Genomic DNA, 13,716 nt, shown 5'->3' with positions numbered 1-13,716 from the left:
CTGCGCGCCCCTTTTCGCGACACAAGGCCGCTCCTACCAGGGCATGCAATCTCCGGTAGGAGCGGCCTTGTGCCGCGATGGGGTGCGAAGCAGCCCCTTAGGCCGGTACAGCCTCCGCAGCAGCTTCACGCTCCCACACCCGGTGCCCCTCGACCGCTTTGACGAAAGCGTCCAGCGTCTTCTGGTCATCGCCCAGCAACAGCCCCTTGTCCTCCTTCAGGCCCAGCGCGTCCACCAGCACCTTGCCCTCCTTGGCAAAGCCGATCGCCTTCAGGTGCTTGTAGGCCTCGAGCAGGAAATGCTTGGCCAGGCCACTCGCCCCCAGCGCATCCAGCGCGGCCTTCCCGGCCGGTACCAGCACCCCGTCGAACATGATCGAAGGCATGCCCTCCATCGAGGCATCCACGGGCAGTGCCTTGCCGTCGGCAGCCTTGACCGGTGCCGAGGTGGGCCCAAGCAGCATGATGCGCGCGCTGTGCGCCTCAAGCGCCTTGACCAGCCGGTCGACACTGCCGGCATCCACGCCATCGGCCAGCAGCACAGCTATCTTGCGCCCCTTGATGCCCACAACCCCTGGGTGGTTCATCTGGCTCAATGCCGGGGACTCGGCAAGCTTGCTGCCTTTCACCTGAACGGTGCCCGCCTTGGGTGCCGGCAACCCCAGGTTGGCGGCTACGGCGGCCGCCAGCTTGAGATCGATGTTGGCCAGAATCTCGTTCACCTCACGGGCACGAATGGCCTCGCGCTCGACCTTGCCCAGCTCGAAGCTGTAGGCCTTGATGATGTGTTGTTGCTCTGTCGGGCTCATGCTCTGGAAGAACAACCGCGCTTGCGAGAAATGGTCGCCGAACGAATCGCTGCGCTGGCGAATCTTGTGCGCATCGATGCGCTCCTGGAAGCTCTCGAAGCCGCCATCCAGTGCTGCGGGTGGCGTTTCCTTCGGCCAGCCGCCGTCGATGGAGTTCGGCTCATACGAGGCACGGCCCCTGTGCACGGTGTGCTGGTGCAACGCGTCGCGCTGGTTGTTGTGGTTGGGCGCCACAGGGCGGTTGATCGGGATCTGGTGGAAGTTCGGCCCGCCCAGCCGGCTCAGTTGCGTGTCGGTATAGGAGAACAGCCGGCCCTGCAGGAGGGGGTCATTGGTGAAGTCGATACCCGGCACGATATGGCCAGGGCAGAAGGCAACCTGCTCGACCTCGGCGAAGAAGTTGTCCGGGTTGCGGTTCAGCACCATCTTGCCCAGCGGGGTGACGGGTACCAGTTCTTCGGGAATGATCTTGGTCGGGTCCAGCAGGTCGAAGTCGAATTTGTGTTCGTCAGCCTCCGGCACAATCTGCACGCCCAGTTCCCATTCCGGGTAGTCGCCGGTTTCAATGGCTTCCCACAGGTCACGGCGCTGGAAGTCGGTGTCCTTGCCCGCCAGTTTCTGGGCTTCGTCCCACAGCAGCGAATGCACTCCCTGGCTCGGCTTCCAGTGAAACTTGACGAAGCTGGCCACACCCTCGGCATTGATCAGGCGGAAGGTGTGCACGCCAAAGCCTTCCATCATTCGCAGGCTGCGGGGGATGGCGCGATCAGACATGGCCCACATGACCATGTGGGCCGACTCCGGCACCAGCGAGACAAAATCCCAGAAGGTGTCATGCGCCGAGCCGCCGGTAGGTATCTCATTGTGTGGCTCTGGCTTTACCGCGTGGACAAAATCGGGAAACTTGATGGCATCCTGGATGAAAAACACCGGCATGTTGTTGCCGACCAGGTCGAAATTGCCTTCGTCGGTGTAAAACTTGACGGCAAAGCCCCGCACATCGCGCACCGTGTCGCCAGAACCGCGTGGGCCCTGCACCGTGGAAAAGCGCACGAAAACCGGGGTGATCTTTTCCGGGTCCTGCAGGAAGCCGGCCTTGGTCAGCTCCGCGTGGTTGCCATAGCTCTGGAAGACCCCGTGGGCCCCGGTACCGCGGGCGTGCACGATGCGCTCGGGGATCCGCTCATGGTCAAAGTGGGTGATCTTCTCGCGCATGATGAAGTCTTCAAGCAGCGAAGGCCCGCGATCACCTGCCTTCAAGGTGTTCTGGTTGTCAGCGATGCGTACGCCTTGGTTGGTGCGCAGCGCATGCCCGGTCGCATCGCTGCGGTCGGCCTCCAGGCTCTGCAGCTTGGCATTGGTATTGGCCCGGTCAGGGGTCTGGGTGCCGGCGGCTTCACTCTGCTTGGGCGCGTCCGTTTTCTTGCTGGGCATGATCGGCTCTCCTCATCAGTCTTAAGGCTTGCCCGTTCAGGGCTTGTCCAAGTAGTGACTGGAGGGCGTTGCCGAGCGTTCAATCAGGATTACCGGTTGTCGCGATATGCCCGAAGGATTGGTGCATTACGAAATAAATGCTAAGAACAGCTATGGGAAAAGGCTAAAATGCGCGACCCCAGCTAACCGCTGACCCAAATTTCAATGCGCCCCACAAGGTTCGCTACGTGATCGAGTTCCAACAGGTACATAAGACCTACCGCGTTGCCGGTAGGGAAATCCCCGCACTGAATCCGACCAGCCTGACCATCGAAGATGGCCAGGTGTTCGGCCTGATCGGCCATTCCGGCGCCGGCAAAAGCACCATGCTGCGCCTGATCAACCGCCTGGAAGAACCCTCCGGCGGCAAGATCATCGTCGACGGCGAAGACGTCACCGCGTTCAACGCCAGCCAGCTGCGCGGCTTCCGTCAGCAGGTCGGGATGATTTTCCAGCACTTCAACCTGCTGGCCTCCAAGACCGTCGCCGACAACGTCGCCCTGCCACTGACCCTGGCCGGCGAGCTGTCGCGCAGCGAAATCGACAAGCGCGTCACCGAGCTACTGGCCCGTGTCGGCCTGCAAGACCACGCCAAAAAGTACCCGGCGCAGTTGTCCGGCGGCCAGAAGCAGCGCGTCGGCATCGCCCGCGCCCTGTCCACCAACCCGAAGATCCTGCTGTGCGACGAGGCCACCAGTGCCCTCGACCCGCAAACCACGGCCTCGGTCCTGCAACTGCTGGCCGAAATCAACCGTGAGCTGAAGCTGACCATCGTGCTGATCACCCACGAGATGGACGTGATCCGCCGTGTCTGCGACTGCGTGGCGGTGATGGACGCCGGCCAGATCGTCGAGCAAGGCTCGGTGGCCGATGTGTTCCTGCACCCGCAGCACCCCACCACCAAGCGCTTTGTCCAGGAAGACGAGCAGGTCGACGAAGGCGAGCAGCGCGACGACTTTGCCCACGTACCTGGCCGCATCGTGCGCCTGACCTTCCAGGGCGACGCCACGTACGCGCCGCTGCTGGGCACCGTGGCCCGCGAAACCGGTGTGGACTACAGCATCCTCGCCGGGCGTATCGACCGCATCAAGGATGTCCCCTATGGCCAGCTCACCCTCGCCCTGATCGGCGGTGACATGGAAGCGGCCTTCGGCCGCTTCAAGGCAGCTGACGTACATATGGAGGTACTGCGTTGATGGACGCCCTGAATTTCTTTGCCAACGTCGATTGGGCCGAAATCTGGCTGGCCACCATCGACACCATGATCATGCTGTTCGGCTCGCTGTTCTTCACCGTGCTGCTGGGCCTCCCACTGGGTGTGCTGCTGTTCCTCTGCGGGCCAAAGCAGATGTTCGAGCAGAAGGGCGTGTACGCGTTGCTGTCGCTGGTGGTCAACATCCTGCGCTCGCTGCCGTTCATCATCCTGCTGATCGTGATGATCCCGTTCACCGTACTGATCACCGGCACCTCGCTGGGCGTTGCCGGCGCCATCCCGCCGCTGGTGGTGGGTGCCACGCCGTTCTTCGCCCGCCTGGTGGAAACCGCCCTGCGTGAAGTGGACCGCGGCATCATCGAGGCTACCCAGTCGATGGGCGCCACCACCCGCCAGATCATCACCAGTGCGCTGCTGCCAGAGGCCCGTCCGGGTATCTTCGCGGCTATTACCGTCACCGCCATCACCCTGGTTTCGTACACCGCCATGGCCGGTGTGGTGGGCGCCGGTGGTCTGGGCGACCTGGCTATCCGCTTCGGTTACCAGCGTTTCCAGACCGATGTGATGGTAGTGACCGTGGTACTGCTGCTGGTACTGGTTCAAGTACTGCAGAGCGTGGGCGACAAACTGGTCGTGCATTTTTCCCGTAAGTAACCCCAATGGGGTCGGCCTGGCCGACCCGTTCGGGGGCCGTCGCGGCCCTCACAAGGAGTGATCAATGAAGAAGCTGCTTGCTGTCGCTGCCGCTGTTGCGGCCTTCTCGGCCCACGCCGATACCCTGACCGTTGCCGCCACCCCGGTGCCGCACGCCGAAATCCTCAACTTCGTCAAACCGCAGTTGGCCAAAGAAGGCGTGGAGCTGAAGGTCAAGGAATTCACCGACTACATCCAGCCGAACGTACAGGTTGCCGAAAAGCGCCTGGACGCCAACTTCTTCCAGCACCAGCCGTACCTGGATGAGTTCAACAAGGCCAAGGGCACCAACCTGGTCAGCGTGGCCGGCGTGCACATCGAGCCGCTGGGCGTGTATTCCACCAAGATCAAGAAGCTGGACGAGCTGTCCTCCGGCGCCACCGTGGTCATCCCCAACGACGCCACCAACGGCGGCCGCGCCCTGCTGCTGCTGGACAAGGCAGGCGTGATCAAGCTCAAGGACAACAAGAACATCCTGTCCACCGTGAAGGATGTTGCCGAGAACCCGAAAAACGTGAAGTTCCGTGAGCTGGAAGCCGCCACAATCCCGCGCGTGCTGACCCAGGTCGATGCTGCCCTGATCAACACCAACTACGCGCTGGAAGCCAAGCTGAACCCGGAAAAAGACGCGCTGGCCATCGAAGGCAGCGACTCGCCTTACGTGAACATCCTGGTTGCCCGCCCGGACAACAAGGACTCGGACGACATGAAGAAACTGGCGGCTGCACTGCACTCGCCAGAGGTGAAGCAGTTCATCATCGAAAAGTACAAAGGCGCTGTGGTTCCGGCATTTTAAGCTGAAACCCCTGGGGCCGCTTTGCGGCCCTTTCGCGGCACAAGGCCGCTCCTACAGGGGATCGCGTACCCCTGTAGGAGCGGCCTTGTGCCGCGAAAGGCCTGCAAAGCAGGCCCGAAATCTCAATCCCGCTTCACAAGCCCGGGCAACTGCGCCACCAGCTTCTGGTTGTTGAACGGCGCACGAATGAACCCGCGCTGACGCCCATCCGGCCCGACTACCGCCAGGTTGCCGCTGTGATCCACGGTATACCCCGGTTTGCTGGTATCCGCCGGAATGAACGGAATGCTCAAGGCATTGGCCAGCTTCTGGGTATCTTCGATCGACCCCGCCACCCCGACAAAGTCCTTGTCGAAATAGCCCAGGTACTGCTTCAGCTGGTTCGGCGTATCGCGGTTCGGGTCCACACTCACCAGCACCACCTGCAGCCGGTCGACGGCTTCCTTGGGCAGCTCGCTCTTCACCTGGCGCAACTGGGCCAGGGTGGTCGGGCAGATGTCCGGGCAGTAGGTGTAGCCGAAGAACAACAGCGACCATTTGCCTTTCAGGTCATCCAGCTGTACCGGCTGCCCGTCCTGGTTGGTCATGGTCACGTCGGCCACGGTGCGGCTCTGCGGCAGCAGGATAATGCCGGCGTCGATCAGCTCGGCGGGGTTGGGCTGGTCGCGGCCATTGAGCACCTTGTTGACGGTCAGGCCCAGGATCAACGCGACCAGGGCGACGAGGATGAAGACGGTTTTCTGGGTTCGGGTCATAGGTTCAGCAACAGGTAGTGGTCGAGGAGCAACGCGATGAACAGCGCGAACAGGTAGCCGATAGAGTACTTGAAGGTGCCGATCGCCGCGTGCGGCCGGCTGCCACGGTACAACACCCAGGCCCATTGCAGGAAGCGCAGCCCCAAGGCCAGGGCACAAGCCAGGTACAGCGGGCCGCTCATGTGGATGGCATAGGGCAGCAGGCTCACCGCCAGCAGAATCAGGGTGTACAGCAAAATATGCAGCTTGGTGTAGCGCTCGCCATGGGTCACCGGCAGCATCGGGATATCGGCCTTGGCGTACTCTTCCTTGCGGTGGATGGCCAGCGCCCAGAAGTGCGGCGGGGTCCAGGCGAAAATGATCAGCACCAGCAGCAAGGGTTCGGCGCTGACATGGCCGCTTACCGCCACCCAGCCGAGCAACGGCGGGGCGGCGCCGGCCAGGCCGCCGATGACGATGTTCTGTGGCGTGGCACGCTTGAGAAAGCCGGTGTAGAGCACCGCATAACCCAGCAGCGAAGCCAGGGTCAGCCAGGCGGTGAGGGCGTTGGTGAACGCCAGCAGCAGGGCCATGCCCAGCAGCGCCAACGCCAGTGCAAACAGCAAGGCCGGTAGCGGCTCGACCCGGCCTTGGGCCAGCGGCCGCTTGTGAGTGCGGGCCATCAGCGCATCGATGCGCCGGTCCACCACATGGTTCACCACCGCCGCAGCGCCAGCGCACAGGCCGATGCCCAGGTTGCCGAACAGCAGCACGCTCCAGCCGACCCCCGCTCGTGTGGCCAGGAACATGCCGGCCAGCGACGTGATCAGCATCAGTAACACCACCTTGGGCTTGGTCAGCTCCAGGTAATCGCGCCAGCTGGCCCGTCGTGCGCTCAGAAGCGTCGCCACGAGTCGTTCCTCATGTGATGGGAAATGCCCACGCCGGCCACCGGACGCAGGCGCCAACCTTGGCCGACACCCACGCGAACCTTGTCGACCACTCGAATGCGGTAGTTCACCAGCACCATGCTCAGCAGCAGCATCGCCCCGCCGGCATTGTGCGCAACAGCCACCGCCAGCGGCAGGTGGAATACCACGTTGCTGATGCCCAGGCCCACTTGCAGGGCCAGCGCCAGCAGCACCAGCCGCGCCAGGCCGGGGAGGCCACAGCGGTACAGCTTCCAACTGAGCATCAGCAGCACGCAGGTGACCAGTAGCGCGCCCAGGCGGTGGCTGATGTGGATGGCCGTGCGGGCATCACTGTCCAGTTGCCCGCCCAGGTAATTGGGGCCGACGTGCTGGGTCAGGTGGAAGCCATTGCTGAAGTCCGCCGCTGGCCACCACTGGCCGTGACAGGTGGGCAGGTCGATGCAGGCGACCGCTGCATAGTTGGCACTGACCCAGCCGCCCAGGGCGATCTGGCCGACCACCACCAACAGCGCCAGCGCAGCGATCCGCCGCAGGCTCAGTGGCAGTTTCGGCAAGGGCGCAAAGGCCCGGGATAGACGCAGTGACAACAGGAATAGCAAGCTCAGGGTGGTGAAGCCGCCCAGCAAATGCGCCGTGACCACCTGCGGCCACAGCTTCAGGGTGACCGTCCACATGCCGAAAGCCGCCTGGGCCAGCACCACACCCAGCAACAGCACCGGCAAGCGGTAAGGCTGGCCATCGCGGGCATGCCGACGCAGCGCCTGGAAGGCGAGCAGGGCAATCACCATGGCCAAGGTACCGGCGAAATAGCGATGGACCATTTCCGCCCAGCCCTTGGCTTCTTCCACCGGGTGATCGGGGAAGTGCAGCTCGGCATGGGCGAGCTGGGCCTCGCTCTTGGGCACGCTGATGAAGCCATAGCACCCTGGCCAGTCGGGGCAGCCGAGGCCGGCATGGGTCAGGCGGGTATAGGCACCGAGCAGGACGACCAGCAGTGCAAGCAGGGTGGCGAACACAGCAATGCGGAATCCAGGTCTGGCCATGTCAGGCTCCTAACCGATGTTGGACAGCTTGAGCAGGTGGCGCAGGTCATCCAGCACATGCTTGCCGTTGGCCTTGCTGTCGTAACGCAGCACCAGGTTGCCGTGCGGGTCGACGATCCACAGTTGCGGGCCAGGCTCGCCTACCTTCTGCCGGTAGCGCGGGGTATCCAGCGGGTAGCGTTGCAGCTGCGGGTACTCGCGACCAAGCAGTGCCTGGTAGTCGGCGCTCAGCGGTTGGGCGGTGGCCAGCGCATGGCTTGCGCGGCTGGCATCGCGGCCCAGGCCAACCTGGATTTGCCGGGCCAGGTACACCAGGCGCTGGCAGTCCTCGGTACAGGCTTCGGGCGCACTGACCAGCAACTGCCAACGCTGGTCCTGGCCTGCCACGCCGATATCGATGCGGCTTTCACCATTGCCGATCATGGCTCCGTGGTAACTGCGGCCCTCTGGCACCCAAAACTTCAGCTTGTACATGCTGGTGGCCAAAATCATCGGCCCAAGCACTACCAGCAGGATCAGCAAAAGCTGCAAACGCCCGCGGGCTCTGGGCTTGCTACGTTCAGGCACGTCCAGTGGAGTGGCGGTGGCCATGGCGTTTCTCCTTGTTGTGGTGCCAGCCGAAATAGAGGTAAAGCAGAACCAGTGCACCCGCCAGGGCAAACCACTGCACGGCGTAGCCCAGGTGTTTTTCCGGGCCCATGGCGACAACCGGCCAGTCCAGGCGATAGGCCGCCGGGCCGGGCTCCAGGCGCAACTCATGGGCAAAGCCTTCGCGGCCCAGCGCCGGCCATAGCTGCGCGGCATCAACGGCAGTGAGCAGGTGGGGCCATTGGCCGCCTTCAGGGTCGGGATGCAGCTGGAACGTGCTGCCGGGCGATACATACACCGAAGCGTCCAGTGCCAGGGCCTGTGCAGGGGTATCGAAATGCACCGGCACGCGGCGGTCTGGCCATGGCAGCCAGCCGCGGTTGATCAGCAGCCACTGGCCACTGGCCTGGTCATGGAAGGGTTGCAGGAGTTCGACACCGGCCTGGCCATCGCGCATGCGGTTGTCCAGCAATACACTGTGCTCGGCGTCGAAGCGGCCGTACAGGTGCACGCGGCGAAACGCATTGTCGTCGCTTGATGCGAGCTGGGCGGTGGTGATCGGCGCCTCGATGCGCCGCTCGGCATAGGTGGCCAGCAGCGCGCGCTTTTCCTCGGCGCGGCCGAGTTGCCAGCAGCCGAGCGCAACCAGCCCCGGCAGCAGTGCAAGCACCACCAGGGTCGGTACCCAGCCTGGGCGAAACGGCCTCACGGGCGCCTCGCTATACTTATCCACATCACCGCATCCCCCCGGAGTAGCGCCATGCTCAAGGCCGCGATTGTCCTGATGCTGTTGGCCACGATTGCCAGCCTGTTCAGTGGCCTGGTGTTTCTGGTCAAGGACGACGAAAACTCGACTCGTCTGCTGAAGGCTCTGACCGTGCGGGTGACCCTGGCGGCCCTGACCATTGCCCTGGTCGCCTGGGGTTTGCTCAGCGGTCAGCTGGTTTCACATGCCCCCTTCTGAAACTGCACTCTTTTTGCCGGCGATTGGCCCTACAGCACATACACAAAGATGAACAACCCCACCCACACCACGTCGACGAAGTGCCAATACCAGCTGGCTGCCTCGAAGCCGAAGTGTTTCTCGTGGTTGAAATGCCCGCGCAAGATGCGCACGAACATCACGATCAGGATGATCGTGCCCAAGGTAACGTGGGCGCCGTGGAAGCCGGTGAGCATGAAGAACGTCGCGCCATAGATCCCCGACCCCAGCGTCAGCCCCAGCTTGGTATAGGCTTCGTGATACTCGAAGGCTTGCAATGCAATGAAGCTGACGCCCAGCAGGATGGTCAGCGCCATCCAGAATTTCAGCGGGCCACGGTGATCACGGCGCAGGGCGTGGTGGGCAATGGTGATGGTCACACTGGAACTGACCAGCAAGATCGTGTTGATCAGTGGCAGGTGCCACGGGTCGATCACTTCCTTGGGCGGCGGGAACAGTTTCGGGTCGGGCGTGTGCAGCAGCGGCCAGGTGAATTCGAAAGTCGGCCACAGCATGTGCGCAACACCTTTAGCCCCTTCCCCCCCCAGCCACGGCCCCGCAAGCACGCGCACGTAGAACAGTGCACCGAAGAAGGCCAGGAAGAACATGACTTCAGAGAAGATGAACCAGCTCATGCCCCAGCGGAACGAGCGGTCCAGCTGCGGGCTGTACAACCCGGCTCGGCTCTCCTTGACCACTGCGCCAAACCAGCCGAACAGCATGTAGGCCAGAAACAACGCACCCACGAAGAAGATCAGCGGCCCGTGAGAGTCTGGGTGCCCGGCCTTCATGTCGTTGAACCAGGTGCCCAGGCCGAACACCGTGATGAACATGCCGATGGTGGCAATGATCGGCCATTTGCTCTGCGCCGGAACGTAATAGTGCTGATGACTTGCCATTGCTGTTCTCCTTCCCTTAACGGGCGCCCTGGACGTCCTGGGCCGCAACATGCGCGACCGGCGGGTGGCGAGCGGTGATGTCGAACAAGGTGTAGGCCAGTGTCAGGTGCTTCACGCTGGCCGGCAGGTCGCGGTCGACGATGAAGCGCACCGGCATCTCGATGCGTTCGCCGGGCTGCAGCACCTGCTGGGTAAAGCAGAAGCACTCGGTCTTGTGGAAGTACGCCGCGGCCTCGGCCGGGGTGATGCTGGGTATCGCCTGCGCGCTCATGGGTCGGTCGGTCGGGTTGTGCGCGACGAAGATCATCTGGTTCACCGCCCCCGGGTTGACCTCCAGTTGGTCAGCCGTGGAGTAGAAGTCCCAGACCATGTCGCTGGCATTGGTCGACATGAACTGCACGCGCACCGAACGCGACGGGTCGCTGACCTGGCTGCCCTCGTATTGCCCGCCGGTCTTGCCGTTGATGCCGAAGGCCTTGCACATCACGTCATAGATCGGCACCAGGGCGAAGCCGAAGGCGAACATCACTACCGTCAGCATCAGCAGGCGCGTTACCAGGCGTTTCAGCGACAGGCCGTTCATGGCGGGTTCCTATTTCACTTCCGGTGGTGTCTGGAAGGTGTGGTAGGGAGCAGGCGAGGGGACCGACCACTCCAGGCCCTCAGCGCCATCCCAAGGCTTGGCCGGTGCCGGCGCCCCGCCGCGGATGCACTTGATGACGATGAACAGGAAGAAGATCTGCGTGGCGCCGAACATGAAGGCTCCGATCGACGACACCATGTTGAAGTCGGCGAACTGCAGGTTGTAGTCGGGGATGCGTCGCGGCATGCCTGCCAGCCCCACGAAGTGCATGGGGAAAAAGGCCATGTTCATGCCGATGAACGACAGCCAGAAGTGCAGCTTGCCAAGGGTTTCGTCGTACATGTGGCCGGTCCATTTCGGTAGCCAGTAGTACGCCGAGGCGAAGATGCCGAAGATTGCCCCGGGCACCAGCACGTAGTGGAAGTGCGCCACCACGAAGTAGGTGTCGTGGTACTGGAAGTCCGCCGGGGCGATGGCCAGCATCAGCCCGGAGAAGCCGCCGATGGTGAACAGGATGACGAAGGCGATGGCGAAAAGCATCGGCGTTTCAAAGGTGAGCGAGCCTTCCCACATGGTGCTGACCCAGTTGAACACCTTCACCCCGGTGGGCACGGCAATCAGCATGGTGGCGTACATGAAGAACAGCTCGCCCACCACCGGGATGCCGACCACGAACATGTGGTGGGCCCAGACGATGAACGACAGGAAGGCAATTGCGCCGGTGGCATACACCATCGAGGTGTAGCCGAACAACGGCTTGCGCGAGAACGCCGGGATGATCGAGCTGACCGCGCCGAACGCCGGCAGGATCATGATGTACACCTCGGGGTGGCCGAAGAACCAGAACACGTGCTGGAACAGCACCGGGTCACCGCCACCGGCCGCGCTGAAGAAACTGGTGCCGAAGTGAATGTCCATCAGCATCATGGTCACCACACCGGCCAGCACCGGCATCACCGCAATCAGCAGGAACGCGGTAATCAGCCAGGTCCAGACGAACAGCGGCATCTTCATCAGGGTCATGCCAGGCGCACGCAGGTTGAGGATGGTGGCAATCACGTTGATCGCGCCCATGATCGAGCTGATACCCATCAGGTGGATGGCGAAGATGAAGAAGGTGACGCTGGCGGGGGCGTAGGTGGTGGACAGCGGGGCGTAGAAGGTCCAGCCGAAGTTCGGCCCGCCACCCGGGCTGAACAGGGTCGAGACCAACAGCAGGAAGGCTGCCGGCAGGAGCCAGAAGCTGAAGTTGTTCATGCGCGGCAGGGCCATGTCTGGCGCGCCGATCATCAACGGGATCATCCAGTTGGCCAGGCCGACGAAGGCCGGCATCACCGCGCCAAACACCATGATCAGGCCGTGCATGGTGGTCATCTGGTTGAAGAAGGCTGGCTCCACGATCTGCAGGCCAGGCTGGAACAGCTCGGCGCGGATCACCATGGCGAACGAGCCGCCAAGCAGGAACATGATGAAGCTGAACCACAGGTACATCGTGCCGATGTCTTTATGGTTAGTGGTCAGTACCCAGCGCATCAGGCCCTTGGCCGGGCCGTGGGCGTGCTCATGGCCGTGGGCGTGGTCGTCGATCACTGTGCTCATGTCCTGTCTCCTGCAACCCATTGATTGCCGCGAGTAACCCGGTTCACTTGGCTTCTGCCTGCTTCAGCGCCAGCACGTCCTTCGGCGTGACCATGTCGCCTTTGTTGTTGCCCCAGGCGTTGCGTTCGTAGGTGACAACGGCGGCAATGTCGACTTCCGAGAGCTGCTTGCCGAACGCCGCCATGGCGGTGCCGGGCTTGCCGTGGAAGACAATGCTCAGGTGGCCTTCCTTCGGCCCGGTGGCGATCTTCGAGCCCTTGAGCGCCGGGAACATCGGCGGCAGGCCTTGGCCTTCGGCCTGGTGACAGGCCACGCAGGTGGTGTGGTAGACCTTGTCTCCACGTTCCACCAGCTCTTCCAGGGTCCACTCCTTGCTGGTCAGTTCCTTGAGCTTGGCGGCTTCAGCCTTGCGCTCGCCCAGCCAGGTGTCGTAGTCGGCCTTGGACTTGACCTCCACCACCACCGGCATGAAGCCGTGGTCCTTGCCGCACAGCTCGGTGCACTGGCCGCGGTAGATGCCGGGCTTTTCGATACGGGTCCAGGCTTCGTTGACAAAGCCGGGGATGGCGTCGCGCTTGACCGCGAAGGCCGGCACCCACCAGGAGTGGATGACGTCGGCGGCAGTCACCAGGAAGCGCACCTTGGCGCCCACCGGCAGCACCAGCGGCTGGTCGACTTCGAGCAGGTAATGCTCGTCCTTGGGGGCCTTGTTGTGAATCTGATCGGTGGGGGTGGCCAGGTTGCTGAAGAACTCCACATCCTGGCCCAGGTATTTGTAGTGCCACTTCCACTGGTAGCCAGTGACCTGGATGTCGATGTCCGACTCGCTGGCGTCGTAGATGTCGATCAGGGTCTTGGTGGCCGGGATGGCCATCACCACCAGAATCAGGAAGGGCACCACGGTCCACATGATTTCCACCCAGGTATGCTCGTGGAAATGCGCGGCCTGCTGGCCAGTGGAGCGGCGGTGGACGACCATGGACCAGAACATCGCGCCGAATACAACTACGCCGATGATCACGCAGATCCAGAAGATGGTCATGTGCAGGTCGAAGACGGCGTTGGAAACCTCCGTCGCCCCCGGGTGCATGTTCACGGTCCAGGCGGCGTTGGCCTGACCAAAAACCGACCACAACAGGAGGCCCATCCAGACATGTGGATGTCGCATCATTGCGGGTTCCCCTTCTAATTCTTGTTGTCCCGGAGGCGTGGCCTGCGGCAAGAGGGAACGGCGGTCAAGACTGCCTGGCTTCGACGACCGAGCCCCTGCAAAAGCAGTCGGGCCTCATCAACGAATCACGTTCAACGGGAGTATAGACAGCGACCAATGGCACGCAATGAAGCCTGTGAAATGAACTTCACGAAATGACTGA

The 13,716-nt window shown here is 62.7% G+C and carries 14 protein-coding genes; 4 read left to right on the top strand and 10 right to left on the bottom strand.

What is annotated here, in order from left to right:
• Positions 1-97 precede the first annotated feature (97 nt).
• Entirely contained in the window at positions 98-2,242 is a 2,145-nt protein-coding gene (gene katE, locus SB756_RS22365) for a catalase HPII (RefSeq protein ID WP_410911891.1), read from the bottom strand.
• Between the two features lie 227 nt (positions 2,243-2,469).
• Between katE and SB756_RS22360 the strand changes: the two genes are divergently transcribed.
• The 3 genes from SB756_RS22360 to SB756_RS22350 all read left to right on the top strand — a co-directional run bounded on the left by SB756_RS22360 (position 2,470) and on the right by SB756_RS22350 (position 4,983).
• Positions 2,470-3,477: a methionine ABC transporter ATP-binding protein gene (locus SB756_RS22360; protein ID WP_410911889.1), complete on the top strand. Its 1,008-nt coding sequence runs from the start codon at positions 2,470-2,472 to the stop codon at positions 3,475-3,477.
• A complete protein-coding gene (locus SB756_RS22355) occupies positions 3,477-4,148 on the top strand; it encodes a methionine ABC transporter permease (RefSeq protein WP_012269918.1) in 672 nt (223 codons plus the stop codon). Before SB756_RS22360 ends, SB756_RS22355 begins: the two co-directional genes overlap by 1 nt.
• 64 nt (positions 4,149-4,212) lie before the next feature.
• Positions 4,213-4,983 carry a MetQ/NlpA family ABC transporter substrate-binding protein gene (locus SB756_RS22350; protein ID WP_410911887.1) on the top strand — a complete coding sequence of 257 codons (771 nt, stop codon included), beginning with the start codon at positions 4,213-4,215 and terminating at the stop codon, positions 4,981-4,983.
• A gap of 122 nt (positions 4,984-5,105) precedes the next feature.
• Here the strand turns inward: SB756_RS22350 and SB756_RS22345 are convergent, their stop codons facing one another.
• The 5 genes from SB756_RS22345 to SB756_RS22325 are packed head-to-tail and all read right to left on the bottom strand — an operon-like array spanning position 5,106 to position 8,989.
• Positions 5,106-5,738: an SCO family protein gene (locus SB756_RS22345; protein ID WP_049275720.1), complete on the bottom strand. Its 633-nt coding sequence runs from the start codon at positions 5,736-5,738 to the stop codon at positions 5,106-5,108.
• Positions 5,735-6,628 (bottom strand): heme o synthase, encoded by an 894-nt coding sequence (gene cyoE, locus SB756_RS22340; RefSeq protein ID WP_410911885.1) that lies wholly within the window; start codon positions 6,626-6,628, stop codon positions 5,735-5,737. The genes SB756_RS22345 and cyoE overlap by 4 nt, the downstream gene beginning before the upstream one ends.
• Positions 6,613-7,692, bottom strand: coding sequence for a COX15/CtaA family protein (locus SB756_RS22335; protein WP_341797214.1), 1,080 nt, complete (start codon positions 7,690-7,692; stop codon positions 6,613-6,615). The genes cyoE and SB756_RS22335 overlap by 16 nt, the downstream gene beginning before the upstream one ends.
• 9 nt (positions 7,693-7,701) lie before the next feature.
• The gene (locus tag SB756_RS22330; RefSeq protein WP_341797213.1) at positions 7,702-8,283 is read right to left on the bottom strand and encodes a hypothetical protein; all 582 of its coding nucleotides are present in this window, start codon (positions 8,281-8,283) and stop codon (positions 7,702-7,704) included.
• A complete protein-coding gene (locus SB756_RS22325; RefSeq protein WP_410911884.1) occupies positions 8,252-8,989 on the bottom strand; it encodes an SURF1 family protein in 738 nt (245 codons plus the stop codon). The genes SB756_RS22330 and SB756_RS22325 overlap by 32 nt, the downstream gene beginning before the upstream one ends.
• Before the next feature lie 51 nt (positions 8,990-9,040).
• On the opposite strand from SB756_RS22325, the gene SB756_RS22320 reads away from it, so the two are divergent.
• Complete coding sequence (locus SB756_RS22320; protein WP_016484259.1) at positions 9,041-9,244, top strand: twin transmembrane helix small protein; 204 nt, start codon at positions 9,041-9,043, stop codon at positions 9,242-9,244.
• 29 nt (positions 9,245-9,273) lie between these two features.
• Here the strand turns inward: SB756_RS22320 and SB756_RS22315 are convergent, their stop codons facing one another.
• From SB756_RS22315 to coxB, 4 genes are read right to left on the bottom strand one after another with little or no spacing between them, the layout of a single operon-like run.
• On the bottom strand, positions 9,274-10,161 hold the full coding sequence (locus SB756_RS22315) for a cytochrome c oxidase subunit 3 (RefSeq protein ID WP_341797211.1): 888 nt from the start codon (positions 10,159-10,161) through the stop codon (positions 9,274-9,276).
• A 16-nt stretch (positions 10,162-10,177) separates the two neighbouring features.
• Complete coding sequence (locus tag SB756_RS22310) at positions 10,178-10,744, bottom strand: cytochrome c oxidase assembly protein (RefSeq protein ID WP_016484257.1); 567 nt, start codon at positions 10,742-10,744, stop codon at positions 10,178-10,180.
• A gap of 9 nt (positions 10,745-10,753) precedes the next feature.
• Entirely contained in the window at positions 10,754-12,343 is a 1,590-nt protein-coding gene (ctaD, locus tag SB756_RS22305) for a cytochrome c oxidase subunit I (protein ID WP_341797209.1), read from the bottom strand.
• A 43-nt stretch (positions 12,344-12,386) separates the two neighbouring features.
• The gene (gene coxB / locus SB756_RS22300; RefSeq protein WP_016497402.1) at positions 12,387-13,514 is read right to left on the bottom strand and encodes a cytochrome c oxidase subunit II; all 1,128 of its coding nucleotides are present in this window, start codon (positions 13,512-13,514) and stop codon (positions 12,387-12,389) included.
• Between the last annotated feature and the right edge of the window lie 202 nt (positions 13,515-13,716).

This window comes from Pseudomonas sp. SIMBA_068 (genome assembly GCF_046534705.1).
Lineage (GTDB): Bacteria > Pseudomonadota > Gammaproteobacteria > Pseudomonadales > Pseudomonadaceae > Aquipseudomonas > Aquipseudomonas putida.
Note: the sequence above shows the minus strand (reverse complement) of the source record. Positions and strands in the feature narration are given on the sequence as shown.

Excerpts from the sequence above, each read along its gene's own strand:
- SB756_RS22345 (WP_049275720.1), bottom strand. The coding sequence starts at position 5,738 with ATGACCCGAACCCAGAAAACCGTCTTCATCCTCGTCGCCCTGGTCGCG.
- SB756_RS22355 (WP_012269918.1), top strand. The coding sequence starts at position 3,477 with ATGGACGCCCTGAATTTCTTTGCCAACGTCGATTGGGCCGAAATCTGG.
- SB756_RS22320 (WP_016484259.1), top strand. The coding sequence starts at position 9,041 with ATGCTCAAGGCCGCGATTGTCCTGATGCTGTTGGCCACGATTGCCAGC.
- ctaD (WP_341797209.1), bottom strand. The coding sequence starts at position 12,343 with ATGAGCACAGTGATCGACGACCACGCCCACGGCCATGAGCACGCCCAC.
- SB756_RS22330 (WP_341797213.1), bottom strand. The coding sequence starts at position 8,283 with ATGGCCACCGCCACTCCACTGGACGTGCCTGAACGTAGCAAGCCCAGA.
- coxB (WP_016497402.1), bottom strand. The coding sequence starts at position 13,514 with ATGATGCGACATCCACATGTCTGGATGGGCCTCCTGTTGTGGTCGGTT.
- SB756_RS22350 (WP_410911887.1), top strand. The coding sequence starts at position 4,213 with ATGAAGAAGCTGCTTGCTGTCGCTGCCGCTGTTGCGGCCTTCTCGGCC.
- SB756_RS22310 (WP_016484257.1), bottom strand. The coding sequence starts at position 10,744 with ATGAACGGCCTGTCGCTGAAACGCCTGGTAACGCGCCTGCTGATGCTG.
- SB756_RS22335 (WP_341797214.1), bottom strand. The coding sequence starts at position 7,692 with ATGGCCAGACCTGGATTCCGCATTGCTGTGTTCGCCACCCTGCTTGCA.
- katE (WP_410911891.1), bottom strand. The coding sequence starts at position 2,242 with ATGCCCAGCAAGAAAACGGACGCGCCCAAGCAGAGTGAAGCCGCCGGC.
- SB756_RS22315 (WP_341797211.1), bottom strand. The coding sequence starts at position 10,161 with ATGGCAAGTCATCAGCACTATTACGTTCCGGCGCAGAGCAAATGGCCG.